General features: G+C 62.1%; 29 protein-coding genes. 17 read left to right on the top strand and 12 right to left on the bottom strand.

Going from position 1 to position 26,726, the window contains the following annotated elements; genetic code table 11:
* Nucleotides 1-19: 19 nt before the first annotated feature.
* Nucleotides 20-1,366, bottom strand: coding sequence for an APC family permease (locus P3G66_RS16580; RefSeq protein WP_276116870.1), 1,347 nt, complete (start codon nt 1,364-1,366; stop codon nt 20-22).
* 146 nt (nt 1,367-1,512) lie between these two features.
* Between P3G66_RS16580 and P3G66_RS16575 the strand changes: the two genes are divergently transcribed.
* On the top strand, nt 1,513-2,184 hold the full coding sequence (locus tag P3G66_RS16575; RefSeq protein WP_276116869.1) for a DNA alkylation repair protein: 672 nt from the start codon (nt 1,513-1,515) through the stop codon (nt 2,182-2,184).
* Between the two features lie 136 nt (nt 2,185-2,320).
* Nucleotides 2,321-3,409 carry an iron-siderophore ABC transporter substrate-binding protein gene (locus P3G66_RS16570; RefSeq protein ID WP_232319084.1) on the top strand — a complete coding sequence of 363 codons (1,089 nt, stop codon included), beginning with the start codon at nt 2,321-2,323 and terminating at the stop codon, nt 3,407-3,409.
* Between the two features lie 9 nt (nt 3,410-3,418).
* Here the strand turns inward: P3G66_RS16570 and P3G66_RS16565 are convergent, their stop codons facing one another.
* Nucleotides 3,419-4,363 carry a helix-turn-helix domain-containing protein gene (locus P3G66_RS16565; RefSeq protein WP_003942841.1) on the bottom strand — a complete coding sequence of 315 codons (945 nt, stop codon included), beginning with the start codon at nt 4,361-4,363 and terminating at the stop codon, nt 3,419-3,421.
* A 205-nt stretch (nt 4,364-4,568) separates the two neighbouring features.
* Here P3G66_RS16565 and P3G66_RS16560 point away from each other — a divergent pair, with 205 nt between their 5' ends.
* The 4 genes from P3G66_RS16560 (at nt 4,569) to P3G66_RS16545 (ending at nt 7,544) form a co-directional block, all read left to right on the top strand.
* Nucleotides 4,569-5,243 carry a DJ-1/PfpI family protein gene (locus P3G66_RS16560; RefSeq protein WP_042448156.1) on the top strand — a complete coding sequence of 225 codons (675 nt, stop codon included), beginning with the start codon at nt 4,569-4,571 and terminating at the stop codon, nt 5,241-5,243.
* A gap of 34 nt (nt 5,244-5,277) precedes the next feature.
* Nucleotides 5,278-5,748 (top strand): DUF2269 family protein, encoded by a 471-nt coding sequence (locus P3G66_RS16555; RefSeq protein ID WP_136471037.1) that lies wholly within the window; start codon nt 5,278-5,280, stop codon nt 5,746-5,748.
* Between the two features lie 82 nt (nt 5,749-5,830).
* Nucleotides 5,831-6,496, top strand: a complete 666-nt coding sequence (locus P3G66_RS16550) for a HEAT repeat domain-containing protein (protein ID WP_192712704.1) — start codon at nt 5,831-5,833, stop codon at nt 6,494-6,496.
* A gap of 13 nt (nt 6,497-6,509) precedes the next feature.
* Nucleotides 6,510-7,544: a HEAT repeat domain-containing protein gene (locus tag P3G66_RS16545; RefSeq protein ID WP_064113539.1), complete on the top strand. Its 1,035-nt coding sequence runs from the start codon at nt 6,510-6,512 to the stop codon at nt 7,542-7,544.
* A gap of 44 nt (nt 7,545-7,588) precedes the next feature.
* Here the strand turns inward: P3G66_RS16545 and P3G66_RS16540 are convergent, their stop codons facing one another.
* Nucleotides 7,589-7,960: an SdpI family protein gene (locus P3G66_RS16540; RefSeq protein WP_064113540.1), complete on the bottom strand. Its 372-nt coding sequence runs from the start codon at nt 7,958-7,960 to the stop codon at nt 7,589-7,591.
* A gap of 375 nt (nt 7,961-8,335) precedes the next feature.
* Between P3G66_RS16540 and P3G66_RS16535 the strand changes: the two genes are divergently transcribed.
* Complete coding sequence (locus P3G66_RS16535; protein ID WP_082900928.1) at nt 8,336-8,812, top strand: hypothetical protein; 477 nt, start codon at nt 8,336-8,338, stop codon at nt 8,810-8,812.
* Between the two features lie 133 nt (nt 8,813-8,945).
* A complete protein-coding gene (locus P3G66_RS16530; RefSeq protein ID WP_064113542.1) occupies nt 8,946-9,440 on the top strand; it encodes a DinB family protein in 495 nt (164 codons plus the stop codon).
* A 62-nt stretch (nt 9,441-9,502) separates the two neighbouring features.
* Here P3G66_RS16530 and P3G66_RS16525 read toward each other — a convergent pair whose 3' ends face one another.
* The 5 genes from P3G66_RS16525 to P3G66_RS16505 form a co-directional block, all read right to left on the bottom strand.
* Complete coding sequence (locus tag P3G66_RS16525; protein ID WP_276116868.1) at nt 9,503-9,964, bottom strand: DUF6389 family protein; 462 nt, start codon at nt 9,962-9,964, stop codon at nt 9,503-9,505.
* A 19-nt stretch (nt 9,965-9,983) separates the two neighbouring features.
* A complete protein-coding gene (locus tag P3G66_RS16520; RefSeq protein ID WP_276116867.1) occupies nt 9,984-10,700 on the bottom strand; it encodes an NUDIX domain-containing protein in 717 nt (238 codons plus the stop codon).
* 159 nt (nt 10,701-10,859) lie between these two features.
* Nucleotides 10,860-11,888, bottom strand: coding sequence for a 4-hydroxy-2-oxovalerate aldolase (gene dmpG, locus P3G66_RS16515; protein WP_020909650.1), 1,029 nt, complete (start codon nt 11,886-11,888; stop codon nt 10,860-10,862).
* Nucleotides 11,885-12,829 carry an acetaldehyde dehydrogenase (acetylating) gene (locus tag P3G66_RS16510; protein ID WP_003943168.1) on the bottom strand — a complete coding sequence of 315 codons (945 nt, stop codon included), beginning with the start codon at nt 12,827-12,829 and terminating at the stop codon, nt 11,885-11,887. Before P3G66_RS16510 ends, dmpG begins: the two co-directional genes overlap by 4 nt.
* Nucleotides 12,826-13,653, bottom strand: a complete 828-nt coding sequence (locus P3G66_RS16505; protein ID WP_007735684.1) for a fumarylacetoacetate hydrolase family protein — start codon at nt 13,651-13,653, stop codon at nt 12,826-12,828. The genes P3G66_RS16510 and P3G66_RS16505 overlap by 4 nt, the downstream gene beginning before the upstream one ends.
* Nucleotides 13,654-13,722: 69 nt before the next feature.
* Between P3G66_RS16505 and P3G66_RS16500 the strand changes: the two genes are divergently transcribed.
* Entirely contained in the window at nt 13,723-14,484 is a 762-nt protein-coding gene (locus P3G66_RS16500; protein ID WP_003942865.1) for an IclR family transcriptional regulator, read from the top strand.
* Here P3G66_RS16500 and helR read toward each other — a convergent pair.
* Nucleotides 14,446-16,668: an RNA polymerase recycling motor ATPase HelR gene (gene helR, locus P3G66_RS16495; RefSeq protein ID WP_276116866.1), complete on the bottom strand. Its 2,223-nt coding sequence runs from the start codon at nt 16,666-16,668 to the stop codon at nt 14,446-14,448. The two genes, P3G66_RS16500 and helR, sit on opposite strands and share 39 nt — an antisense overlap.
* A gap of 281 nt (nt 16,669-16,949) precedes the next feature.
* Here helR and P3G66_RS16490 point away from each other — a divergent pair, with 281 nt between their 5' ends.
* The 4 genes from P3G66_RS16490 to P3G66_RS16475 all read left to right on the top strand — a co-directional run bounded on the left by P3G66_RS16490 (nt 16,950) and on the right by P3G66_RS16475 (nt 20,621).
* Nucleotides 16,950-17,414 (top strand): hypothetical protein, encoded by a 465-nt coding sequence (locus tag P3G66_RS16490; RefSeq protein ID WP_225320190.1) that lies wholly within the window; start codon nt 16,950-16,952, stop codon nt 17,412-17,414.
* Nucleotides 17,415-17,716: 302 nt separating this feature from the next.
* Nucleotides 17,717-17,953: a CsbD family protein gene (locus P3G66_RS16485; protein ID WP_003943084.1), complete on the top strand. Its 237-nt coding sequence runs from the start codon at nt 17,717-17,719 to the stop codon at nt 17,951-17,953.
* Nucleotides 17,954-18,095: 142 nt separating this feature from the next.
* Nucleotides 18,096-20,264 carry a catalase gene (locus P3G66_RS16480; RefSeq protein ID WP_276116865.1) on the top strand — a complete coding sequence of 723 codons (2,169 nt, stop codon included), beginning with the start codon at nt 18,096-18,098 and terminating at the stop codon, nt 20,262-20,264.
* Between the two features lie 87 nt (nt 20,265-20,351).
* The gene (locus P3G66_RS16475) at nt 20,352-20,621 is read left to right on the top strand and encodes a Rho termination factor N-terminal domain-containing protein (protein WP_118605858.1); all 270 of its coding nucleotides are present in this window, start codon (nt 20,352-20,354) and stop codon (nt 20,619-20,621) included.
* 57 nt (nt 20,622-20,678) lie between these two features.
* On the opposite strand, the gene P3G66_RS16470 is transcribed toward P3G66_RS16475, so the two are convergent.
* On the bottom strand, nt 20,679-20,984 hold the full coding sequence (locus tag P3G66_RS16470; RefSeq protein ID WP_007735689.1) for a hypothetical protein: 306 nt from the start codon (nt 20,982-20,984) through the stop codon (nt 20,679-20,681).
* A 160-nt stretch (nt 20,985-21,144) separates the two neighbouring features.
* Here P3G66_RS16470 and P3G66_RS16465 point away from each other — a divergent pair, with 160 nt between their 5' ends.
* Nucleotides 21,145-22,293, top strand: coding sequence for a glutamate--cysteine ligase (locus tag P3G66_RS16465; RefSeq protein WP_007735690.1), 1,149 nt, complete (start codon nt 21,145-21,147; stop codon nt 22,291-22,293).
* A 77-nt stretch (nt 22,294-22,370) separates the two neighbouring features.
* A complete protein-coding gene (locus P3G66_RS16460; RefSeq protein WP_054781115.1) occupies nt 22,371-22,898 on the top strand; it encodes a CinA family protein in 528 nt (175 codons plus the stop codon).
* A 298-nt stretch (nt 22,899-23,196) separates the two neighbouring features.
* Here the strand turns inward: P3G66_RS16460 and P3G66_RS16455 are convergent, their stop codons facing one another.
* Nucleotides 23,197-23,895, bottom strand: a complete 699-nt coding sequence (locus P3G66_RS16455; RefSeq protein WP_228232324.1) for a hypothetical protein — start codon at nt 23,893-23,895, stop codon at nt 23,197-23,199.
* 60 nt (nt 23,896-23,955) lie between these two features.
* Nucleotides 23,956-24,654 (bottom strand): TetR/AcrR family transcriptional regulator, encoded by a 699-nt coding sequence (locus P3G66_RS16450; RefSeq protein WP_225320187.1) that lies wholly within the window; start codon nt 24,652-24,654, stop codon nt 23,956-23,958.
* 219 nt (nt 24,655-24,873) lie between these two features.
* On the opposite strand from P3G66_RS16450, the gene P3G66_RS16445 reads away from it, so the two are divergent.
* Together P3G66_RS16445 and P3G66_RS16440 are read left to right on the top strand one after the other, a co-directional pair.
* The gene (locus P3G66_RS16445; RefSeq protein ID WP_007735697.1) at nt 24,874-26,244 is read left to right on the top strand and encodes an MFS transporter; all 1,371 of its coding nucleotides are present in this window, start codon (nt 24,874-24,876) and stop codon (nt 26,242-26,244) included.
* Nucleotides 26,245-26,258: 14 nt separating this feature from the next.
* Entirely contained in the window at nt 26,259-26,723 is a 465-nt protein-coding gene (locus P3G66_RS16440) for a MaoC/PaaZ C-terminal domain-containing protein (RefSeq protein WP_003943225.1), read from the top strand.
* Nucleotides 26,724-26,726 lie beyond the last annotated feature (3 nt).

Below are 26,726 nucleotides of genomic sequence, written 5' to 3'. Positions count from 1 at the left end.
GGCTCCTGTACATCGCACCTCACTTCGTGGATCGGCGGTGGGAGAGGGCGTACAGCACTACTCCGACGGCCAAGAGTAATGATGCGCGTAACCACGTCGCAGCGCTCTGCTGGGTGAGCAACGCAACGCACGTACCGAGAGCGAGGATCGGGAAGATGATCGGCGTTCGGAAGTGTTTGTGTTGCACTGCGTCACGGCGCAGAACCAGGACGGCGATGTTGGTGCTGATGAATACGAAAAGCAGCAGGAGTACCACCGTCTCCGCCAGGGCTGACAGCGATCCGGTGACGCAGAGAGCCATGGCAACTGCTGTGGTCGCGATAATCGCCACCCAGGGGGTCCGTCGCTGCGGCAGTACCCGAGCGAAGACGCTCGGGAGCAAGCCTTCCGATGCCATCCCGTATGTCAGCCTGCTCGCCATGATCATTGTCAGCAGTGCGCCGTTGGCGACGGCGACCAACGCGATCAGGCTGAACAGGCGAGGCGGAACGCCGACGTCGGCAGCTGACACAACTTCCAGCAGTGGCCCGGAGGATGCGGCAAGTTCGTCGGCGGGCAGGACCACCGAGACAGCCAGGCCGACAAGGACATAGGCGGCGCCGGTTGTCAGTAATGCTCCGAACAGTGCGCGTGGGTAGACCTTGCTCACGTTCTTCACTTCTTCGGCGACGTTCGCGGACGTTTCGAAGCCGACAAAAGAGTAGTACGCGAGGAGTGCCGCAGCCAGCACCGCGAGTGCAGGCGATCGGCTGTCGTCGAACTCCACGACGCGGCTCAGGGTTCCGTCGCCGCGCCCGAGAACTATGCAAGCGAGGACGACAACGAGGACGAGCCCGGTGACCTCCACGACTGTCATGACGACGTTGGCGCGCATCGACTCCTTGATGCCTCTGGCATTGAGAAGTCCCACCAGGAGCAGGAAGACGAGCGCCGCTGGAACGGTTGGGACGTCGATGAAGGCTTTGAGATAGTCGCCCGAGAATGCGAGGGCGAGTCCCGCCGCACTGGTTACGCCGGCCGCCAGCATCGAGAAGCCGACAAGGAACGAGATCAGTGGTTTCCGATACGCCCGTTGGGCGAAGACGGCTGCGCCGCCCGCTCGCGGATATTTGGTGACCAGTTCGGCATACGACGTTGCTGTCAGCAATGCCATGACGAGCGCTACGAGCAGTGGTACCCAGACGGCTCCACCAACTTCACCGGCGATGACGCCCACCAACGCGTAGATACCGGCGCCCAGAACATCTCCGAGGATGAACACGAAAAGGAGTGGGCCGGTTATCGCCCGGGTCAGAGTGTTCGTACCGCCGCCTTCGTCGCGGCGTGCGGTTTCGTCCACGTTCTCGGCCCTCGCGGCGCGTCGCATGTGCAAGGTTCATCCTGTCTTCATGGTGACGTGCCGCCACCTCAGGAGCAGTCATGTACCCATTGGCCGAGGTTTCAAACGTAGGTCGCCCGCCTTCCCGTGCTTTGCTTGTAGGGGAATCGCAGAAGTAGTGACTGGAGGACGAAGTGGCCGAAACGACGGTTGCCGCGGTGATGGACGAGTTGGCTGCTCTCGAAGATCCGAAGGCGCGTGCGGTGAACGAGAAGCACGGTGACGATCACGGTGTGAACCTCACAAAACTGCGCGCTGTTGCGAAGCGATTGAAGACTCAGCAGGAACTCGCACAACAGCTTTGGGCGACGGGCGATACCGCGGCGCGATTGTTGGCCCTTTTGATCTGCCGCCCGAAGGCGTTCGAGCGTGACGAGTTGGATGTCATGTTGCGAGAGGCCCGCACTCCGAAGGTGCAGGACTGGCTCGTCAATTACGTGGTGAAGAAGAACCCGCATGCCGAGGAGTTGCGGGTGGCCTGGACCGCTGACCCTGATCCTGTGGTCGCTAGCGCCGGGTGGGCTCTGACCACCGAACGTGTCGCGAAGAAGCCCGAGGGACTTGACCTTTCAGGGCTACTCGACGTCATCGAGTCGGAGATGAAGGATGCTCCTGACCGCCTGCAATGGGCGATGAACCACTGCCTGGCTCAGATCGGGATCGAACATGCCGAGTACCGCGCCCGGGCAATCGAGATCGGTGAGCGTCTGCGAGTGCTCGAGGATTACCCGACTCCGCCGAACTGTACCTCGCCGTTTGCGCCGATCTGGATCTCGGAGATGGTGCGGCGCCAGTCTGTAAAATAGCTCGATCGCTTGTCGCGGGGCCGGCGTGCGGTTCTTGACCCTATTGGAACTGAGGCAAGGGTAACCTTTGTGCTACGTTTGGCGTCGTCACCCGCTGGAGGTGTCTGAGCAGGTCAATCGGTCGAGAGGTGCTTCAGTGACAAGGATTCCGGGTCGAGCGTCATCGGAGCGGCGCAGCCGTGTCCGCGGGATGGTAGCTGTCCTGGCGGCATGCGGCCTCGTAACTGGAATGGCGGCCTGCAGCAGCAACGACGACGGTGGTGGCACCGAGACTTCGTCCGCGGCGAATGCCGCGTTTCCGGTGACGATCACGTCGGCTCTCGGCACGGCCGAGATCAAGGACGAGCCCAAGCGGGTTGCTACCTGGGGTTGGTCCAACCAGGATGCCCTTCTGGCGCTCGGGGTCGTCCCGGTCGCGATGCCCACGTTTTCCGGACCTCAGTACGGGGCCGACGCGCAGGGCATTCTGAAGTGGGACGCCGAGGCACTCGACAAGCTCGGTGGCGAGCAGCCGATCTTGTTGTCGGGTGACGGAACGGGCGAAGCACCTGTCGAGCAGTTCGCCAAGGCTGAACCAGATCTCATCTTCGCCCCGTACTCCGGGCTCACTCAGCAGGAATTCGACGCACTGTCGAAGATCGCGCCGGTGGTTTCCTTCCCGGACGAGCCGTGGACCGCGTCGTGGCAAGACCAGGTGACCATCGCCGGTCAGGCGCTGGGTAAGCAGGCCGAGGCCGGCGCACTCATCGACAAGACCAACGCCGCGATCAGCGCGACCGCTGCGAAGAACCCTGCGTTGCAAGGTAAGACCGTCACCATCGCACTCCCGAACAGCCCGAGCACGTTCGCGGTGAGTAAGAACGCCGACGTGCGTGTCGAGTTCCTCGAGCAGCTGGGTCTGAAGAACGAGCCGACGATCCAGCAGGCCGATCCCGCCAAGGATCCGGAGGCCGTGTACTTCGAGCTGAGCACCGAGCAGGCGCCGCTGATTGCGTCTGACGTGCTGTTCGTGGTGGCCTACGACAAGGACTCTCTGAACGCGTTCCTCGCCGAGCCACTGGTGGCAGCTCAGCCGGTGATCGTCGATGGGCGTACGGCATCCACCAAGGACTTCAGCGTCGACAAGAACTTCGCGTTCGGCGGACTGACGGTCCTGACCATCCCGTACATCCTCGACGACGTCGCCACAGTTCTGAACACCGCTGCCGGCAACGTCAAGGGCTGACCCGGCCCGCTAGCGGGAAGTTCGAAACTGCGTCCGGTATCGCTGTGGACTGGTACCGACCAGGTCTCGGAAGCGTTCGCGGAATGTCGTGACGGCATTGAATCCGACTTGTCCCGCAACACGTTCGATCGAGTGGTCGGTAGTCTCGAGCAGAAATTGCGCTTGGCGGAGCCGTGCGTGATGGAGCCACTGCAACGGCGTCGTACCGATTTGTTCCTGGAATCGGCGGTTGAGCGTGCGAGTGCTCATCGTTGCCTTGGCCGCGATTGTCGTGATGTCGAGTTGCTCCCCGAGGTTCTCTTCCATCCAGTTCAGTAGCGGCCTGAGGGTTGTCCCGCTGGGTACGGGAGGCTCGTGAACGATGAATTGTGCTTGCCCTCCGGCACGTTCGAGCGGCATCACGCTCAGACGTGCCGTGTCGGCGGCGACGGCAGACCCGTAGTCCTGACGCACCATGTACAGACACAGGTCGAGTGCGGCCGCGGCGCCGGCGGAAGTCAGGACGTGCCCGTTGTCTACGTAGAGAACGGCAGCGTCGACGTCGATAGCCGGGTGCCGGCGGGCCAACTCCGACGCAGCCGCCCAGTGCGTCGTCGCGCGAAGTCCGTCGAGCAGGCCTGTGTCGGCGAGGGTGAATGCGCCGACGCACAGTGAGGCGATGCGCGTGCCGCGATCCGCGGCAGTTCTGAGGGCTTCGATGATCTCGGGGTCGATCGGCACATCGAGATCGGCGGTGCCCGGGATGATGATCGTGCTGGCCTGGGCGAGACGTGACAGTCCGTGCGGTACGCGCATCGTGAACGTTCCGGTCTCCACCTCCTCGGTGAGCGCGCACACGGCGGTCCGGTAGGCCGGTGCGCCTGAGGGAAGCCTGCATCGTCCGAAGACTTCGAGGGGTGCTGCCAGGTCCATCGGCACCACTCCGGGCAACGCGAGAACTGCAACGTCATGCATGTCTGAAACGTAGCGTATGTGGCGCGAGATTCTGTGATCTCGTGTCGTGAAATATCCTCTCAACTGGTATTTCACAGAATATGTGAGGTTGGCTGAAAGCCGTCGAAGGTTGGCTTTCAGCCGTCGCCGCAGGGGTCAACTTCCTCCTACTGTCGTAGGAACAGCGACGCGCACAGGAGCGCGTCGCACAAAATCGGAGGTTGCAGTGCACGCGCAGATCGTGTTGTTCGACGGATTCGATCCCATGGATGTCGTGGGTCCGTACGAGGTGCTCTACGCCGGGGGTCTCGCCAGCGGTGGGGCGTTGAGTGTCGAACTCGTCAGCGCGGAGGGGCCTCGGACCGTCCTGAGTGGAAGTGGTGAACTCGCTATGACCGCCACTGCAACCCTCGATGTCGAACACGCGGATCTGATCATCGTTCCCGGAGCATCGGGTCTCTTCGAACCCGATGCGGACCAGTCGGGCACCAGTTTGCCGGAAAGACTCGCGGCCACAACGGAAACCGAACTGCCCGTCATGATGCGGCGTGCACTCGACGATCCTGGTGTTCTTGTTGCGACCGTCTGTGGAGGATCTTTGGCGCTGGCGATGGCGGGGCTTCTCGAAGGGCGCCGCGCCGTGACACACCATCTTGCCGTGGACGCACTGGCGGCCGGCGGCGTTATTCCGATCCAGGCGCGAATCGTCGACGACGGTGACCTGATCACCGCCGGCGGTGTGACGTCCGGTCTCGACCTTGGCCTGTACCTGTTGGAACGATGCCTCGGGCCCCGGATAAGTCTCGAGGTCGAAGCGCTCTTCGACTACGAGCGTCGTGGAACGGTGTGGTCGGCCAAGGGCGCCGAGCCTGTAATCACCTTCGCCCCGGACGCTGCGTGAATACGCTTGTGCGTACCGAAACGCGAGAAATCTCATGACCGGAATCCTGCTGTCCCTCCACGTGATTGCGGCCATTCTTGCCATCGGCCCCGTCGCTGTGGCGGCGAGTATGTTCCCGGTGGCGAGCCGCGCCGCGCTCGCCGATCCGGACAGCGCGAGTGTTGCGACGACGGGCATGCTGCATCGCATCGTTCGGGTGTATGCCACGATCGGCGTTGTCGTTCCGATGCTCGGTGTCGCCACCGCCGTCAATCTCGGAGTGCTCGGTGACCTGTGGATCCTCACCTCGATCGCACTCACCGTCGTTGCCGCCGTGATACTCACCGCGGTCGTGCTTCCCGCCCAACGGCTGACAATGGCGGCGATCGAAGGAACCGGGTCCGTTGTGGATGTCGCAACGCGGCTCACCCGTCGACTGGGCACAGCGACGGGGATCTTCAATCTGCTCTGGGCCGTTGTCGTCGTGCTGATGATCTTTCGGCCAGGATCGACAACCGGCGTGTGATCCGAGGCGATATTTCCCGTGTCGGAGACAGCGACGCTTGACCTTGACACAGTGACAAGGACTCCAATGGTCGACGAAGGAGGTGGTTGTCGTGAACACAACCAACCATGGTGGGCAGAATGCTCACCTCGTCGACGCATTGGCCGCGGCTGATCCCTCGGTTCGGCTGCGCGCCGCGCTCGCTGTCGGCACGCGCCCGGACCCTGAGCTGACGGATGCCCTGATCGATCGGTGCGCCGTCGAGCCGGACTTCTTCGTCCGCGACATGCTGACCTGGGCATTGTGCCGCTTGCCGGCCGAAATTACGGTGCCGAGGCTGATCCGTGAGCTTGGGTCCGATGGTTCGCAAGCCCGCAGTCAGGCGCTCCACACCTTGTCCAAGATCGGCGATCCGATCGCGTGGCCCGAGGTCTCTGCGCTGGTGCACGACCAGGACGACGAGGTCGCGCGCAGTGCGTGGCGCGCCGCAGTGGCACTCGTGCCGGCAGGAGTCGAGGGTGCATTCGCAGCGGATCTGGCGACCGAACTCGGGCGGGGTGAACTGCAGATGCAGCTCAGTCTGAGCCGTGCTCTGACCGGGCTCGGCGAGGCTGTACTCCCGGTGCTCGACGCGGCCGGAATGAGCCCGAATCCGCGTGTCCGGGCGCATGCTGATGCTACAAAGCAACTCTGGCACGACCCCGACGGTGGGTTCGCACTCTCACACGAGTTGGCGAAGCGCGTCGCGGCAATCGGCCCGGACGCGTAGGAAGGGGAGACGGATGTTGATCGGCGAGGTCTCGCGGCGTTGTGGTGTCAGCACACGGATGCTGCGTCACTACGACACCTTGGGACTGGTGAAGCCGACGGGCCGCACGTCCGGCGGTTACCGGGAGTACTCCGCCGACGACATCCGTCGACTCTTCCACGTCGAGAGCTTGAGGACGTTGGGGCTCTCGTTGAACGAGGCCAAGCGTGCACTGGACGAACCCGACTTCGCGCCGGCCGATTTGGTGGGTGAACTCATGCAACACACTCGGCAACGGATCGCGGCGGAGGAGGAATTGCTGACCAAACTCGAAAGGGTCGACGCATCCGCCCCTTCGGAGTGGGATGACGTCCTGCGCATGGTCTCGCTGTTGCGTGCACTCGAATCCGAGTTCGCTGCCCACCGTCAGCAAGCGATCCTGTCGCAGGATGCGAATGCGGCATTGCCCGTCGACGCACTCGTCGAGGCCATCCTGTCGGAGAAGGATGCCAACGTGGCCGGAGCGTTGCAGTGGGCGTTGGCGAGGACCGAAGGTGCGGGCCTTGCAGGTCTCACAAAGGGGCTCGAATCGGAGGACGTCGAAGTTCGACGCCGCGCGACGTCGGCCATCTCCGGGATCCACACCGAGGAAGCAACTCGGGCGCTGAAGCGAGCTCTCGATGATTCGGACGCGATAGTCCGCGCTGATGCCGCTCTCACCCTCGGATCTCGCGGAGAGGCCGTCTCGATGCCCGCTCTCCTCGAGATGGTCGCCGACGGGCGACGCGACGTCGAGGCCGGAGAGGTGCTCGGTCTTCTCGCGGAGCACTCACCGACAAGCGGTGAGGTCGTCGATGCCGTGCAGGCAGGGCTCGACGGCACTGACGACGCCCCGACGAGGTTGCGAATCACGCAGGCACTCGCTGAGATTCCCGGCGCGGCGGCCCGGGAAGCGCTCGCCCGGCTGACACGCGACAACGACAAGACGGTCGCGTCCACGGCAGCCGCGATCCTCGCGATGCGGGACCGTGGACCACGCCGGCGCGAACGACCGCGTATCGGGAACTGAAATCGGAGAACTAGGGCACCTCTGACAAATGCGGGCCCGGGTGGTCAGCGCCGCAACGATTTTGCCGCGGCGTTGCCCTTCAACGCTGCACAGAGCAGGACAAGGAGCACCGCTAGAAACACGACTGTTGAGGCGACAGCCGACACCACAGATCCGAAACCTGTCACGACACCGATGACGACCTGCATGCACAGTCCCACTACGGCTGTCCACGCCGTCCGGCGTAGAAGGGGCCACGCAATCCGATGGGCCAATTGCCACGCCTCGGGGCTCGAGATCGTCGCCTTCGTGCGTATGCCGACAACGGGATTCGGTTCATCACCGACGAGTCGCGGCATGAGCCCAGCAACGAACGCGAGGATAAGCGTCGACGACGTCAGTGAGACCGTCAGACCCAGTAAGTCAGGCGATTCCATCCGTCCAGCCCCCAATCGGCAGATGTTGACGCAGCGGACATTCCAGTCTGGGGTGCCGCTGGGACACATCCGACTGTATGCGAACGAATGTATGTACTGCTGATCGGGTGACGCACTTTCAGGCTTTGTCGGATGAGCAGTGGACTCGATCTCGGACTAGTTTTCAGACAAGCCCTAGTGTGGATTGCCTAGGCAGAAAAGGTTTCCCGCCGGATCTGCCAACACGTGCCGGATGATCCGCCCGAATCAAGTCGAGGTGAACCGTATTCCTTTGGCTGCGAGCCTGATCGATCTCAGGCAAAGCCTCGAAGCTGCTGCGCACCCGCTGCGCGGTGATCAACGGATATGGTTTCTCACGTGGTGGATCAACGGCGAATGAGTTTGCGACGCAGGTACCTGAGCCTCGGTCTTGGCGAACTGGCGGCCGCGGCCGTATTTGCCGCTGTGGCTGTCGGCGTCGTGATGCCTCGGCTCGAAGGTCCGAAAGACTCCGCTGCGTTGTGGTCGGCGCTGGCCCCACTGCTTGTGATACTCGTACAAGCAGGTGTCTACTGGCTGCTTGCCCGAGGCTGGGTCGAGCAGGCACCGATGCCGGCCCGCCTCGCAGCGCTCTACCGCGTGTTTCGGGTCCTCGATGTTCTCTTGTTGGCGATAGCTCTTCTCGGCGTTGTCATCTGGCTACCAGATCACTCCGGCGCGGCCGTGGGCGTGGTGGCGGTGTGGGCTTTCGGCGTCGCCGAGTACGCCAACTACTTCGTGGCTCGTCTCGCCTACCCGCTGCAGCGGTGGCCTTTCGAGGTCGGCAAGTTGCGGAGGCCCCAACTTGTGCACGACCTGCATTCGGCGCGGTGATACCGGCGATGAAGCCTGCCTTTGCCGCAACGGCAAAATTTGATGCGGGATCGGAGTGAATTCGGAAGGATCGGTTCTGCCCACCCAGGAATGAAGCCTCTATGTCGTTCTTCACCGAGTAAGGAGAACCACCATGGCAGCGTCGCGTCGCAGCCGCCGTGATGCCCCACCACCCCGGTCCGGAAACAGCGAGGTCGATACGCTACGCGCGTTTCTCGACTACTTGCGTGATTCGATCGCTGCCAAGGTCGAGGGTGCTCCGGAACCTCAGGTGCGCACCACAATTGTTCCGTCGGGGACAACCTTGCTCGGGCTGGTCACTCACTTGACCTTTGTCGAACGATCGATGTTTCTCGCAGAAAACGTGGCGGATTGGAAAGCGACGTTTCAGCCGTCATCGGAAGACAGCGTGGACGGTGTCGTCAGTCGCTATCGCGAGACGGTCGAGCGTGCCAACGCAGTTCTCGACGGATGCACAGATCTTGCCGCGCCCATCCCGCGACCGGGGGCGAAACGACCCGCTCCCAGTGTCCGCTGGGCGCTCGTGCACATGATCGAAGAGACCGGGCGCCATGCCGGGCACGCTGACATCCTCCGCGAACTTATCGACGGTTCGACCGGTCGGTGACATCGCAACATCGATCACAACAGTGGTTCGAAGTCGTCCGTCTCGCCGACAGCTTCCGCGCTTCATTGAGGCGAATGTCCGCTACCGAAATCGGGGCCCACAGGTATCGGGTCGGTCGCTCCGTCGGGAGTTGTTACTTCCCAGTGCAGTTCGGATGCAGTCGGGGGAACGAGCGCGCCGATCCACTCGGCAACGACACCGACGATAACTTTCTCGAGTTCCGTGCGTGACCACTCTCGCGGACGAGGGGGAACCGGTGGCTCCCAGCCTTCCTCACCCCAGATCACGCCGAATAGCTCTCTCTCGTCACCGATTTGCTGATTCAGGCTGAATGCGTCAGGACCCTCGAATCGTGCCCAGACGCCGAATGTTCCCTCGCCGTCCTGATCGACCGAGACATCGATGACGATCCCTTCGGTGCGCGGGGTTGCCGCGTGGTGAATCGCAGCCAGTCGATCGCTCACTACCGCCGACACGGTATCGAGGACAGACCTCAGCGCGCCGCTGTACTCAGCAGGTTCCATCGGCACAGGATATAGAAATTCAGGCAATCGACTTCGAAGTCAGTGCCCTTGACATGGCCGCCCATTGAAGAAGAATAACCGTCTTACCGTCGACGATTTCTCCGCCGGAGATCATGTCGTGTGCCGTGTCGAACGGCAACTCCAGGACTTCGATGTCCTCGCCTTCGTCTGGCACCCCGCCACCACTGCCGGTTCTGTCCGCCGGGCTGTATCGGCCGGCGAAGAAATGCACTCTCTCGGTGACGGATCCGGGGCTCATGTACAGATCGAACAGATGCTGCACCTCACCGATCGCGACGCCGAGCTCTTCGCTCGTCTCTCGCCGAATGGCTACTTCCGGCGTGTCGGCATCGAGCAAACCGGCTGCGGTCTCGATCAACATTCCGTCGGGGTGTGCGTTGACGTAAGCGGGAAAGCGGAATTGCTTCGTCAACAGGACGGTGCGCCGTTCGGGGTCGTACAGCAAGATCGTCGCGCCGTTCCCACGGTCGTAGGTTTCTCGTTGCTGTGTCTCGAGAGTGCCCTCCCTTCGCCGATACGTGAAGGTGCTGCGACGCAACACATGCCAACCGTCTGAGGTGACCTCGACTCGTTCGACCTCGACGTTCGGATTACCGTGCAGCCCGAGACCTGTTCGGTCGAGGCCGGTGCGACCCCGGCTGTCCGGAACGTCGACGCCGGCGCAACCCGCCGTTGCAGTCGGGTGTATCAGCTTGTCGCTGTCAGGTTCGGTCATGTCATCCACCGTAGCGAAGATCGGCACCTCGCCGTTATTGGGCAACAACAGCTTCAGCGTTGAGCGGCGTCGCGGCGGAAACTCTCAGTCCAACTGAGAAGTCCCGCCCCCGTCCGGAGACGGGAGCGGGACTCGGGTGTCAGCGAACTCGGCAGCGCGTCAGACTGCTTCCTTTGTCGCCTGCGCTGCGAGGGTGAGCGCGATGTCGACGATCATGTCCTCCTGACCACCCACCAGACGGCGGCGTCCAGCTTCGAGCAGCAGTGTGCGAACGTCGATTCCGTAGCGCTCCGACGCAGCCTCCGCGTGGCGCAGGAAGCTCGAGTACACGCCGGCGTAGCCAAGTGTGAGGGTCTCTCGATCGACGCGGACCGGCCGGTCCTGCAGCGGACGGACGATGTCGTCGGCGGCATCCTGCAGGGCGAACAGGTCGCAGCCGTGCTCCCACTCCTCGATGTTGGCGACGGCGATGAAGGCCTCGAGGGGGCAGTTGCCGGCACCGGCGCCGTGACCGGCAAGCGAAGCATCGACGCGGGTGACGCCGTTCTGCACGGCCACAACAGAATTGGCAACCGAGAGTGAGAGATTCTCATGGGCGTGGATACCGATTTCGGTGCCCTCGTCGAGGATGTCGCGGTATGCACGAACACGATCCGCGACGTCGTTCATCACCAGACGTCCACCCGAGTCAGTGACGTAGACGCAGTGCGCGCCATACGATTCCATCAACTTGGCCTGCTTCGCCAGTTCCTCGGCAGGCGCCATGTGGCTCATCATCAGGAAGCCCGAGACGTCCATGCCGATCTCGCGGGCGGTTTCGATGTGCTGCGCGGAGACGTCGGCCTCGGTGCAGTGCGTGGCAACGCGAACCGAGCGCACACCGAGGTCGTAGGCATGCTTGAGTTCACTGATCGTGCCGACACCCGGAAGTAGCAGCGTGGTGAGACGAGCGTGCTCGAGTACCTCGGCCGCTGCTTCGATCCATTCCCAGTCGGTGTTCGAGCCGGGGCCGTAGTTGAGCGAGCCGCCGGCGAGGCCGTCACCGTGTGCTACTTCGATCGCGTCGACGCCGGCAGCGTCGAGAGCTGTGACGATCCGCTTGACGTCGGTGGGCGAAATGCGGTGGCGGACAGCGTGCATGCCGTCGCGAAGGGTGACGTCCTGGACGAAGATCTTGCGGTTGCTCACTTGGTTGCTTCCTTCTGCTGGGCGATGCGCTCCGCGATCTGCATTCCGGCGGACGTCATGATGTCGAGATTGCCGGCGTACGCAGGCAGGTAGTGTGCAGCACCCTCGACCTCGAGGAACACCGACACCTGATGGGTGGGGCGATTGCCGTCGACGAGCAACGTCTCGACGGGCTGGTCGGCCGGGATCTCGGTGATCTGGACTTCCTGCTTGAGCCGGTAGCCGGGGACATACGCGGACACGTCGCCGACCATCTTCTCGATCGACTGACGGATCTCGTCGTGAACAGCCGGGTCCGGTGCGTCGACGAGGCAGAAGACCGTGTCGCGCATGATGAGCGGCGGCTCAGCGGGGTTGAGGATGATGATGGCCTTGCCGCGACGAGCGCCGCCGACTGCCACGATCGCCTCGGACGTGGTCTCGGTGAACTCGTCGATGTTGGCGCGCGTTCCGGGACCGGCCGACTTGGAGGCGATGGACGCGACGATCTCCGCATACGCCACCGGGACGACCCGAGAAACAGCGGCAACCATCGGGATGGTGGCCTGGCCGCCACATGTCACCATGTTGACGTTGGGTGCGTCCAAGTGCTCGTCCGCGTTGACAGCCGGTACGACGTACGGTCCGATCGCGGCAGGCGTCAGGTCGATCATGCGCTTGCCGAGGGGAGCCAGCCGCGCGTTGTTGGCCACGTGAGCCTTTGCCGAGGTGGCGTCGAAGACGATCTCGATCTCGTCGAAGTTCGGCAGACCGACAAGGCCTTCGACGCCTTCTGCCGTGATCGGCACGTTCAGACGCGCGGCGCGAGCGAGGCCGTCGGACGCGGGGTCGATACCGACCATCGCGCCCATCTCCAGGTAGTCGGAGTTGCGCAGCACCTTGATCATCAGATCCGTGCCGATGTTGCCCGATCCGATGATCGCGACCTTGACCTTGCTCATGCGTTGTCCTCTTCGCTGGAGAAACTGGTGGTGACGGAACCGAGCCCGGAGACGGTCACGGTGACTACGTTGCCTGCGGTGACCGGTGCCATGGGGCCGAGAGCGCCGGACAGGATCACCTGCCCTGCGGTCAGCGGCTGCCCCAACTCACGTGCAGTGCGGGCGAGCCAGACGACGGCTTCGATCGGATCGCCCAGGCAGGCGGTTCCGACGCCGGTGGACACCTCGGTGCCGTCGACGGACATCGACATGACGACGCCGGCGGGTTCCACCTCGTCGAGGGTGCGTCGTTCGGTTCCCAGGACGTACACGCCCGAGGACGCATTGTCGGCGACGGTGTCACCGAACTTGATGTCCCACGACTCGATGCGGCTGTCGCAGATCTCGATCGCGGCGACGGCATAGTCGATCGCACCGCGCACCTGCGCACTGTCCAGCGGTCCGTCCACGAGGTCGGCACCGAGCACGAAGGCAACTTCCGCTTCGACCTTGGGCTGGATCAAACGGCTCATGGGGATGGCGCCGCCGGCGGGGAACTCCATGTCGGCGTACAGCACGCCGAGGTCGGGCTGGTCGACACCGAGCTGCTGCTGGACTGCCACCGAGGTCAGGCCGATCTTGCGGCCTACGACCACGGCCCCCGCCTGCCGACGGATTTCGTCGACGCGGCGCTGGACGGCATAGGCGGCGACGAGGTCGTCGGCGCCGATCAGATCGCGCACGGGCGCGCAGGGAGTGCCGCTCGCGATGGCGGCTGCGAGGCGGTCCGCAGCAGCTGCGATGTCGGTCTCGCTAGCTGTACTGGTATTCGTGGGCTGGCTCATGGCCACTACTTTCGCCGCGGCACCGAGATTGCGCCAGGGAACTGTCTCACTCAGCGATACGCTGGGGAGGTGACTGGCAGCGCAAACCTCGACACCGTGCTCGGCAAGGCGGTGACGATCCTGCGCGCCTTCCGGGCCGACGACCACGTGTTGCCTCTGGCCACCCTGGTCCAGCGGACGGGCCTGCACAAGGCGACGGTGCACCGCCTGGCCAACGAACTGGTCGCGAACCGGCTACTCGACCGTATCGACGGTGGCTACCGGCTCAGCGGCGGCCTCTTCGAACTCGGCATGCTCGCCTCTCTCGAACGTAGCCTCCTGGAGATGGCGATGCCGTTCCTCCAGGACCTGTACGAGCGGACCCACGAGACAGTCCACCTGGGGGTCCGTGACGGCCACGACGTCGTATACGTCGCGAAGATCGGCGGACACCGGCAAGCCAACTCGCCGTCCCGGACCGGTGGCCGGATACCGCTGTATTGCACCGCAATCGGCAAGGCGCTCCTGGCATTCTCCGACAACGAGTTTCGCCGCGAGGTGCTGTCGGAGCCGATGACGCGCCGGACCCCGCACACAATTGTTGCGCCCGGCATTCTCAACACCCAACTGAACCGAGTGGTCGAGACCGGTATTGCGTTCGAGCGCGAGGAATCAGCGCCGGGTCTCGCATGCGTTGCGGCGCCGGTATTCGGAACCAATGACAAACCCGTCGCGGCCATCAGTGTCACCGGTCCCACCAGTCGCTTCGTCCCCGAGAGCCAGGTGTCCTACGTGCGCGCTGCTGCCGAAGGCCTACACAGCACGATCGCTCGCCGCGAACGATTGCGGTGATCTGGCCGTCCCGACCCGGACGAGCCCGGTCAATGCGTGCGGCAATGGCCCCTCGTGTAGGACGCCGAGACGTTGGGTCGCGCGGGTGAGGGCGACATAGAGTTCAGACGCACCGCGTGGGCCGTCGGCGATGATTCGCTCCGGTTCCACGACGAGCACGGCATCGAACTCGAGGCCCTTCGTTTCCGAAACCGGCACAGCGCCGGGCACACTCGCAGGTCCGATGACGACGCTCGTACCCTCGCGTCCGGCCTCGTCCTGATTGAATTCGTCGATGGCGGAGGCTAGTTCGTCGGCGGAGATTCGCTTGGACCACGGTTGGACCCCGCAGGCGCGGACGGACTCGGGTGGCTGGACGTCTGGCGCGAACTCGGCGAGCAAGGCGGCGGCGACGCTCATGATCTCGGCGGGGGTGCGATAGTTCACCGACAGGGATCGGTAGATCCAGCGGCCGGGGACGTACGGCTCCATCATCGTCGCCCACGAGCGAGCACCTGCGGGTGAACGTCGTTGCGCGAGATCACCTACTACCGTGAAAGACCGGTCCGGGCAGCGGCGCATCAGGACTCGCCAGTCCATCTCGGACAGCTCTTGTGCCTCGTCGACCACGATATGCCTGTACGTCCAGTCTCGGTCAGCAGCAGCGCGTTCGGCGAGCTCACGGGTATCGCGTTCGACGAAACGATCCGCCAGGTCCTCGGCGTACAGCATGTCCTGGGCGAGGAGATGATCCTCGTCGTCCATCAAGTCTTCGCGACTGATCATCATGTCCAGCACGCCCGCTGCATACGCAGCCTCGTCGCGGCGTTCACGTTCGGCACTCTGGTCGACGGGCTTGTCCCGGCCGAGCATGTCCACCAATTCGTCGAGAAGCGGAACGTCGGACACCGTCCAGGCATCGCCCTCTCGGCGCAACAGTGTCTCGTCTGCGCCTGCCTTGCGTAGGCGTTCCGGCGAAGTAAACAGCTGTGTCAGTAGCTCTTTCGGTGTCAAGATCGGCCAGAGTGCGTCGAGTGCGGCGGCAAACGCGTCATTCTCCGCCAACTCTGCGGTCAGATCTGCGCGCACTTGTTCCCAGGCTTCACGGTCACTGCGTGTCAACCATCCCTTGCCGATCTGCGCTATCGCCCGCTCGGTCAGTGCCCAGGTGACGATTTCGGTGAACACAGTCCGAGCGTCGTTATGGGGGAGTCCGCTCGAACGAGCTTCTTCTCGGGCCCATTCCGCAGTTTCGGCGTCGATTCGCACTGTGACGTCCGCCAATTCGATCAACAACGGGTTCTCGGGCAAGCGCTGATGATCGGCAATCGCTGCGCCGAGAACGTCCAGGATCTTCAGCGAGCCTTTGAGCCCAGCGGCCTCCGGAGTGTCCTCGGCAGTGACGCGTAGACCGGGAACGAGATCACCGGTGGTCATGAACACCACGTCGGACTCGCCCAGCGAGGGCAGCACGCGGCCGATGTGGTTCAGGAACGCCGGGTTCGGCCCGACCACGAGAACGCCGTGACGTTCCATTCGCTCTCGCTGCGTGTAGAGCAGGTAGGCGACGCGGTGCAAGGCGACGACGGTTTTCCCGGTACCGGGGCCACCTTCGATCACCAGCACCCCGGGGTGTTCGAGTCGGACGATGTCGTCCTGCTCGGCCTGGATCGTGGCCACGATGTCGCGCATGCCCTCACCTCGCGGTGCGTTAACCGCAGCGAGCAAGGCGGAATCGCTGTGGGTGTCGTGTTCTGCGCCGTCAGGGCGCCCGAGTACCTCGTCGGTGAAATCGACCACGTGTCGACTGCGTGTGTGGAACTGACGGCGTCGACGCATGTTCTCCGGGTTTGCAGCGGTGGCAACGTAGAACGGGCGAGATGCCGGCGCCCGCCAATCGAGCAGCACCGGTTCGTAGTCGTTGTCCGCATCGAGAAGGCCGATTCGGCCGATGTACGAGGTCTCACCCGACAGCGAGTCCAACCGGCCGAAGCACAGGCCGTTGTCGGCTACGTCCAGCCTCTTCACCTCTTTGGCGAGCGCGCGCACCTCGGCGTCGCGTTCCATGAGTGCTTCGCCGTTTCCGCGCAGAGCGGTGTTGTACCTGTCCTTGACTCGGGCGCGCTCCGCATCGAGGCGAGCGTAGAGCCCCTCCACATAGTTCCGCTCGGATCGCAGTTCTTCTTCGTATCCCTGGGTTGGCACGTGCCCTCACTTCCGCTGGCTGTTCCGATCCCGTAGTGGGTCGTGCGGGATCGGAAGAGCCATTTTGCGGCACTACCCGGGCCTTGCCGCAAGGCCCCCGGTGCGATATACATTGGTAGTGGAAGGGAGTGTCGATCCTCCCCCGGCTTTTTCCCACAGATCCTCTCGCGACCCCCCAGCCTGATGCACGGCTCCCAGCCTGGTCGATGTTTGGACCCCGAGTACCACGGGTACAAATCCAGTGACCGGTGTTCCAAAATCGGTTCCCCTCATGAACTTACGTGGATCGAGGGATTGTGAAGGCGATACTGGCAACGGCCGCGAGCATCCTTCTGGTGGTTGCCCTGGCCGTCGCCGTCTTGCTTCTTCTTTCCGGATCACCGCGCGAAGGTACTTCGCACGAGCTCGCCGATACGGTTCACACGATCGGTGGGAAGCCGACAACCTGCACCGAGTTGTTCGGTGAAACATGCAGCTTTGCTTTGCAGTCGGACTACAACCAGTGGGGACAAAACCTCGAGGGTTTTGTCAATGCCGGGACCCTCGGACCTTTCGCCCGCAGTATCGGCTTCGTGGCGGAGGCGAAACTGAGCTTGCAGGCATGCGAGGTCAGCGCAACCGCCGGGCGGACGATTCTCGATTTCTACACTCTCGCCGAGATCGACCACCCCACGGCCACCACCACCGACCTCTTCCCCTTCTGGAACGAGTCCCGCCAATTCCTGTGCCCGGTAAACAGTTTCTGAGAATGCTGTTTGCTATTTGAGATGTTCGAGACGCATCGCTCGCTCGGAGCCAGGTTGGGCGCAAGCGCGCGAATCGTGGACAGCGTTCCGCCCACGGGGGGATCGGTCTGTAACTGGCTCATGAGCACTGAATAACACACGAGAGTGAACGGCACTCCCCTCGGTGGCCGCTTCTTGTACGCGTTGCGGAGTGTCGGTGCACGGATGTTTATGCGAATTTCGACGGGGTAGGGCCTTCTGTGGGGGATTCCTACCTGTGTGGGATTCCTGAGCAACAATCCGAAACGTATTGGAGGGTCAACGTGCCAGATGACAAGAGCGGTCCCAGCGAGGGAATCAAAGGCGTCGTAGAGGACGTCAAGGGTAAGGCCAAGGAAGCCGTGGGTGCGGTTTCCGGAAACGACAGTTTGACCCGAGAGGGCCGCGCCCAGCAGGACAAGGCCGAAAGCCAGCGAGAAGTCGCGAAGAAAGAGGCAGAAGCCGAGAAGGCTCGCGCAGAAGCGGCCGCGGACGAAGCGCGACAGAAGTCCGAGCAATAGCCCTGACGCACTCGTCACCCTCGGCCTGGGATTGATCCCAGCCGGGGGTGAGTCGTGGCTCCGCGTTCAGTTTGAAATCTCTACTTACATAAGGCGTAACAAGATTCTTGCGCCCAGCATGACGATCAAGAGGAGCTGTTCGATGCCTTCATCTCAGTCCGTCCCAGGTGCACCGGCCCCGAAAGCGCCGGACCTGAAAGAGCCGGTCAAGCCTCGACAGCCGTTGCCGCCCAAGGATGACCAGCGGCAGCCGGAGGTGCGTACCGTCGCGGGTGCCGAGGAGAAGGTGAAGGGAAATGGTCGCGGCCAGCGGGGGGAGTACCTCACCACCGCAACCGGTACACGTCTCTACGAGACCGACCACTCACTCACTGCCGGCGAGCGTGGCCCGACTCTTCTTCAAGACCACCACCTGCGTGAGAAGATCACACACTTCGATCACGAGCGAATTCCGGAGCGCGTCGTCCACGCCCGCGGGGCGGCCGCACACGGAACGTTCCTGGCGAATGGCGCGGCCGAAAACATCTGTAAAGCATCGGTGTTCGCTTCCGGTGCTCGAACCCCGGTGTTCGTGCGGTTCTCGACGGTGCTGGGTTCACGAGGTTCGGCGGACACCGTACGCGACACACGCGGTTTCGCCACCAAGTTCTACACCGACGAAGGTGTCTTCGACCTGGTGGGCAACAACATCCCGGTGTTCTTCATCCAGGACGGCATAAAATTCCCGGACATCATCCATGCCGCGAAGCCCCACCCGGACCGCGAGATCCCGCAGGCGCAGAGCGCGCACGACACATTCTGGGATTTCGTGTCGCTGCACACCGAGGCCACGGCGCACACATTGTGGAACATGTCCGATCGCGGCATCCCGCGCTCCTATCGCATGATGGAGGGCTTCGGTATTCACACGTTCAGGCTCGTGAATGCCGACGGCGAGACGAATCTGGTGAAATTCCACTGGAAGCCGGCCGCCGGAGTGCATTCACTCGTGTGGGAGGAAGCGCAGATCGCCGGCGGTGTGGATCCGGATTTCCATCGACGCGATCTTGCCGACGCCATCGAGGCGGGCGCATATCCGTCCTGGGATCTGGGCGTGCAGGTGTTCCCTGACACCGAAGACGAAATGTTCGAAGGCATAGATCTATTGGATCCCACCAAGATCGTGCCCGAAGAACTCGCGCCGGTTCAGGTCATCGGAACGATGACACTCGACGCCAATCCGACGAACTTCTTCGCCGAGACCGAGCAGGTTGCATTCCATCCGGGTCACTTGGTTCCGGGTGTCGACATCACCAACGATCGTCTCCTGCAGGCACGTTTGTTCTCGTACCTCGACACGCAGATCACGCGACTCGGTGGCCCAAATTTCGATCAGATCCCGATCAACCGGCCTCACGCGCCTGTCAACGACATGCTTCGCGACGGCTTTCATCAGGACGGTGTACATACCGGAGTTGCGCCGTACCATCCCAATTCGTTGGACGGTGGGTGCCCGTTCTTGGCCTCGGCGGAGAGCGCGGCCTATATCGAGGTGCCCGAAGAAGTTTCAGGGCGAAAGGTGAGGCAGGCGCCGGCATCGTTCGACGATCACTTCTCGCAAGCTCGACTCTTCTATCGCAGTCTCTCCCCTGTCGAACAGGAGCACGTCGCGCAGGCGTATACCTTCGAATTGGGTAAGTGCTACGAGGAGAACATCAAGACCCGGAATCTGGGCATCTTGGCAAATATCGACTCGGGTCTCGTGTCGATCGTCGCAGGGGGGCTTGGCCTTCCGGTTCCCGAACCGACCGAGCCGTTGAGTGATCCGGAGCTCAGCCCTGCACTGTCCCAGGTTGGTGCGGAATGGCCGGTAGACGGAAGGATCATCGCACTACTGGTCGATGAGAACTCCGATCTCGAAACGGTTGTCGCCGTTCGAGACAAGATCTTCGACGCCGGCATGGTGCCGCTGATCCTCGGCCCGCACGGCGGAACCATCGGGGACGGTGACGACGCGGTGACGGTGCAGCGAACGTACCTCACAGCTCGTTCGATCGAATTCGATGCAATCCTGCTGAGCGGCGACGTTTCTCGGATCGGCGAGGGCAAGTTGGATCCACGGGTGGAGACTCTGCTGAACGAAATGTATCGTCACAGCAAGGCAATTGGTGGTTGGGGAGAGAGCATGAGTGCGCTGGCTGCGGCCGGTATCGACGAGTCTGCATTGGGAGTCGTCGTCGATGCAGACGCGGAAGGAGCGCTCGCCTCGCTGGCTCAGCTTCTGAAGACGCACCGCGTGTGGGGGCGTTTCGAGGTGCCGCCTACATCCTGAGTGCCGACGTACGTTCGAACCTGCGGTGTGGCCGAATTGCCAGTTCGGCCACACCGTCGGAGTGAAGACGAGTGAAGGGACGAAACAGTGGCTCGCAAGGACTCACAACCTCAACTCAAGGATCAAGAACTCTACGAAGAGCTACGCGAGAAGGGCGATTCCAAGGAGAAGGCGGCCCGAATCTCCAATGCGGCCGCCAATCGAGGGCGGTCGAATGTCGCCAAGTCCGGCGGACAATCCTCGCCGTACGAGGAGTGGACAGTCGACGAGCTGAAGAAACGTGCCGAGGAACTCGATCTGCACGGCTATTCGAAGCTGAACAAGGGTGAGCTGATCGAGCAGCTCCGCACTCACTGAGCTGTGTTCTGCTCGAGTCGTATTCTGCTTGAGCAGAATACGACTCGAGCGGTCGGTTCAGTGCCCTTCTTGATCGAAGAGTTCCTGACCTTCCAGTCGTTTGACCCGTCGGTGTTCCATCAAGATGGCCAGTGTTCCGACGATGAAGGACACCACACACACGACGCCGGCAATGACTGCCCAACCACGAAATCCGTAACCTGCTGCCACCAAGGTCAATCCGAGTGTTGCCAGGCCCAGCCCGATCAGCAGGTATCCGGGATAGTTGCGACCGTCGCTGATTGCCTCCCCTACGTGCGATCGATTTGTGTGTTCGTCATCTACCGGTGAACTTTCGCTCGCGTTTGTCACGGCACACTCCATCCTGAGCTCATGAAGACTTGCGATTCTTCGCTCGTCGTCGGTTCACAGGGCAACTACCCGATCGGCCACTGGATGAAACGGTTGGAGTAGTGCCGAAAGGGGTAGAAGGTCGTACGCTCGAAGTATCGGATGTGGATGAAAACCGGTGCGAGGAAGCCCTATGAACGCGAAGCCGACTCCCGACATATTCTCGGTAGGTACACCGACTCTCGGTGTCGAAGAGGAGTTCTTGCTCTGCGATCCGCAGACTGGACATCCCACTCTGCGCAACTCCGAGGTTGCTGCCGCCGGGCGGGAACTCGGTATCTCGCTGCAACTCGAACTCACGCGCTGTCAGGTGGAGACGTCCACGTCGATCGGAAACCATATTCGTGATCTTCGTGATCAACTCTGTGAGTCGCGTGCCGTCACCGCCGACGCCGCTGCCCGTGTGGGTTGTCAACTCATCGCAGTCGGGACGCCGTTCTACGATCCGCCGGTAGACGAGATCACTCAAACGTCGCGATACCAGCGAATGGCCGGTCAATTCAGAGCGATCACCGAAGGTGTGATGTGTGGTTGCCACATTCATGTCGGTGTGGAAGATCGAGAACGATCGGTCCAAATCATCAACCATCTGCGCCCATGGTTACCGACCTTGTTGGCACTGACGGCGAACTCTCCGATCAGCGCCGGTCGCGATACCGGTTATGCGAGTTGGCGTTACGTTCTGTTCGGCCGATGGCCCAGTTCGGGTCCGCCGCCCTACTTCGAGTCCGTGGCGCACTACGAAGATGCTGTTGCAGCAATGCTGGAGACAGGGGTCATTCTCGATCCACACATGGTCTATTGGGATGTGCGCATGTCGGATCACCTTCCCACCGTGGAGATTCGGATCAGCGACGTGCCCGCCACCGTGGAGGAGACGATGACTCTGGCCACACTGGTGCAGGCACTCGTCGGTACCGCATCCGCCGCGATCACGAAAGGTGAAGCAGCGCCTGCTGTCGATCACGAGCTACTCCGCGCGGCTTGCTGGCGGGCGGCGCGTGACGGACTCGACGGGAGGTCGCTGGACGTGGAATCCGTGCGCTTGCTGACTGCACACCAGGCAGTTCGGCAATTGGTGGATCACGTCGAACCTGCGTTGACTGCATTCGGAGAATTCGAGCAGGTCACGGCCTCCTTGGACAAGGTGTTCAGCAACGGAAACGGGGCGATCGTGCAGCGCCGTCAACTCACGCGTCGGTCACGTGTAGCTGATGTGATCGACGAGTGCGCTCGACGCACTTTCGAAGGGTGCAGTTCGCAAGGGGGCAGTGAGCTGTAAGGCACGGTTGGAATGGGCATTCGAGAACTTTCAATGTCTTGTCGAAGTCACCGATCGGACTGCAGGAGGAGGAACATATGAATGGCGATCCACGACCCGAGCTTCCGTCGGACAAGGATCTCGACGATATGTGCAGGCAATTGGCTGCGGCAGTAGAGGAACACGGTCTGTCGGTGGCGACGGCGGAATCGTTGACTGCCGGGAACATCGCCGCACATCTGGGAAAGGCGCCGGACGCCGGATCGTGGTTTTGTGGTGGGATCGTCGCGTACACCCGCGAGGTGAAACATTCCGTACTTCATGTTCCGGACGGGCCAGTGGTCTGCGAAGAGGCAGCCAGGGTCATGGCGCACAGCACCGCCACACTGATGGGTGCGTCGCTAACGCTGGCCGTCACCGGTGAAGCCGGTCCTGATACCCAGGAGAACGTTCGACCCGGAACTGTGTGGTTCGGAGTCGTCGACCATGGGACCGCCGAAACGGAGAAGCAGGTTTTCTCGGGCGACCCCGAAGCTGTCCTCGGTGCAACTGTCGAGCACGCGATCCAACTACTTCTGCGTCACGCATCCGGTCGCCACACACCGAGTTCGAGAGTTGTGAACTAGTCGAGTTTTCAACTCTTCGAACGGTTCTTCTTGTGACGACCTGTGTGTTTCGCAGGCGCCTGCGCGGTTGGAACCAGATGACCGTCGGCCGTGTATTTTTCGACTACGAGGTTCTTGCTGACTCCTCGGTTCGCATCCACTGCGCAAGTGATTGCTTCCTTGTCGGAATTGAAAGGTTCCTCGGTCGAAGAGCCGTCGGGCATCGTGATTTTGTACCGATCCATACATCGACTATTGCGGGTTGATCCGTCTCCGACAACCCGAGCTCACGGAAATATCGGTCTGGGAATCAGGCGGATCAGCGGGTCCAATACTCTTCGGGACGTTGACCCGGACGGAATCCGTAGTGCGCGAGCATCGCGGTCGCTTCCGGAAAATTGGCTGCCAGAGCTTCGGGCACATGTGCATCGCTGCCGAATGTCACCGCTTTACCTCCCTCTTCGCTCCACCATTGGGTTATCCAGGGCCACAGCCGACGGGTGTTCATCTCGAGGATCCGGTCGCTGTCGGCGATGGCGCGCATCGCATTTCGGAATCCCTCTTCGAATCGACGGGGATCGAAAGGTCCGGCACTTTCGATCGGCCATGCACGCACCGCGTAGTCGATATGGGTGAACACCTCGAAGGTCCGAGAGCCAGCCACCATACGCGGGATCTCATCGAGGTATGCCCACATGACTTCGTCGGCACTCCACTTTCGAAACAGAGTGTTCGGTTCACTCCGATCGTCGCCGACCTCGAGCGTGTGCAAGGAACCCAATACCCGGTCGATGACACCGAGATCAAGGAGGTGCGACGCCTGCGCTTCGTGCAGGTGCGGTTGTCCGAACTCGACGCCGGTGAGTATCCGCAATTCAGGAAAACGGTGTCGGCATCGTTCGATGCTGTCGAGATAGCCGTCGACGTCGAGGATCGGTGCGCGCGCAAGTCTGTTGCATTCGTCCGGATGCGTGCGACAGCGGTCCACCGGTGTCCCACGACCACTCGCTGTGAACATGACTGTCCGCGGGTAGTTGCACGTTCAGTTCGTACCAGAGCCGGGAGTTTCGGGGGGCGGTTAAAGCTCGGACTGTCGCGCGAATTCGCTCTGTGCAGTGGTTCCCCAGATCTCGGAGGACTGAGTCTCGGGCTCGCTGTCCAGCTTTCGGACGTCGTGAATGAACTCCACACCGTGCAGTTCGTCGGACGGAACCGACAGAAGCTTGCACGTGGTGCTGACGAAGAATCGCTGGACATCTTCCAACTCGAGACGCCCACCGGGCCGGTACCAATGCGCGACCCCGGTACACATCTCGAGTATCGCGAGTCGGCTCAATGCCAGATCTTCGATGTCGAAGGCGCCCACGCGTTGTCCGCGTTCGAGGATCTGTCCGAAAAGTTGCTCGTACTCGTCGCGCAGGGTCTGCAACTCGATGCGGTTGTCTCCGGTCAACCCGCGCATCTCGTACTCGGCGACGCGGGCAGTCAGTTGGTTGACGGCGGTAATGCCGACGTGTGACGACACCAGGCCAGCGAGCTGGACTACGGGATCGGCGCTTCGGCGCATTGCCCGCTCTCCCGACTGCGTCAGCTCGTCGAGGCAGGACCGAATGATCGAGGCCAACAGTGACTCTTTGCTGCCGACGTAGTGGTAGAGCGTTGCCGAGTTGATGCCGGCTTCGGCTCCGAGCTCACGAATGCCGGTGGCGGCGAATCCTTTCGTCGCGAACAGCGTGACTGCCGCCCGTTGAACGCGCCCCAGGTCCATGATCCTCATTTCGGTTGGTTGCCCAATCATGCTAGCATCGCCGCCGAAATCGACTGGCTGTCAATCAGTCGATTGATAGCTGTTTGTGTACTGGCAAATTGCATCTCAACTAATCAATCGATCGATTGAAATACGCTTGACTGTGCCCTGGGTCACTGCATAGTCTCCTTGTCGAGCCTCCCTCTCGGTGCGAGAGCTAACAGGGCACTCCATACAAGGAGCAATGACATGAACGACGCGAATCCCCCATCTCCCGCAACTGTCGACAGGCCTGCCCTGCGGCGTGTGGCCGGATCGGTTCTGGTCGGCACCACGATCGAGTGGTACGACTTTCAGATCTACGGCGCCTCCGCCGCGTTGGTCTTTGCGCCGCTGTTCTTTTCGGGCGCAGACCCCGCGCTGGCGACAATTCTTTCCTTCGCCACCTTCGCTGTCGGCTTCCTGGCGCGGCCACTCGGCGGTGTTGTGATGGGCCACTTCGGCGACCGCATCGGACGCAAGAAGGTCTTGGTGCTCGCACTTCTCTTGATGGGAGCAGCGACGTTCCTGGTCGGCGTCCTTCCGACCTCCGCCCAGATCGGTGTGTGGGCCCCGATTCTTCTCGTATTGCTGAGACTGATTCAGGGCTTCGGCGTCGGGGGTGAGTGGGGCGGTGCAGTTCTGACTGCTGTGGAATACGCACCCAAGAACCGCCGCGGTTTCTACGGCAGTATGCCGCAGGTCGGTGTGCCTGCTGGCCTTCTGCTGGCGACGGCCGTCATGTTCGGCACCAAGGCGCTCACCGGGGACCAATTCCTGGTGTGGGGGTGGAGAATTCCCTTCCTGCTGAGTATCGCGTTGGTCGCCGTCGGGCTTTACATTCGCACCGCGTTGGAAGAGACTCCCGCATTCGCTCGCGTGAAGCAGCAGAACACTGCGGTCAAGATTCCGATGGTCGACGCGTTCAAGAACTACCCTCGTCAAATCATTCTTGCCGCAGGTTCGATGATCAGCACGGGCGCTTACTTCTACATCCTCAACACCTACAGCCTGACCTACGCCGATCAGTTCGATCTGCTGTCCGGAAACCTCATGCTCGGAGCGGTCATGGTGTCCGCGCTCGTTGCAGTCATCTTCATTCCGATCTTCGGTCAACTGTCCGAAAAATTCGGCCGACGCCGGATCCTGATGGTCGGCATCACCGGCATGGGAGTGTGGGTCTTCGTTGCATTCGCCGCGATAGATACCGGCAACTTCTGGATCACCACCGGCGCATTGGCAGTCGGCGCATTCATGCTCAGCATCTCGTACGGGCCGCAGGCGACGTTCATCGCGGAACTGTTCGACGCACGGGTGCGGTACAGCGCAGCGTCCATCGCTTTTCAGATCGGGGTGCTCTTGGGTGGTGCAATCGCGCCGATGGTTGCCGCCATGTTGGTTCGCGCAACCGGTGGATCGCTTGCGGTCGCTGTGTATATCGCTGCCCTGTCTGTTATTTCGCTGATCAGCGTCTACTTCGTCCGTGACACCGACCTCGACGAAGGAAGTCGCGACATGTACATCGATGACAACGGGGCGTATCTGCCGCCGGTCGATCAACGCTCCACGGTTGTCAACTAATAGAGGAAACTTCAATGATCACAAAGAGTTTCGAAGAGATCTCTGTCGGAGACATTGCGGTGACGGACCCGCGGGTCGTCACCGAAGACTATGTGCGAAGTTTCGCCGACCTCACCTGGGACCGCCATCCTCTTCACCTCGACCCTGACTACGCGCAGCAGACGCGCTTCGGTCGCCAGATCGCCCACGGTGCCCTCATGTTGTCCACCTTGCTCGGTCTGGTGGAGTTGGACCCCCGTTACCTGCAGTGCTTCTACGGGCTCGATCAGGTCAGATTCCACCGGCCGACTTACCTCGGCGACTCGGTGCATGCGGTGTCGGAAGTGCTGTCGGTGCGCCCTCGCTCGGACGGTGAGACCGCGATCGTGACGTCGAAAGGCTCACTGGTCAACCAAGACGGAGACCTTGTCTTCTCCGGCGAGTTCTCATTCCTGGTAGGCGAGACCCATTCCCTCGACCTCGAAGTGGGTGCTCGGTGAGTT

This window comes from Rhodococcus sp. C3V (assembly GCF_029269915.1).
Classification (GTDB): domain Bacteria; phylum Actinomycetota; class Actinomycetes; order Mycobacteriales; family Mycobacteriaceae; genus Rhodococcus_F; species Rhodococcus_F qingshengii.
This window is presented reverse-complemented; position numbering and strand designations above follow the sequence as displayed.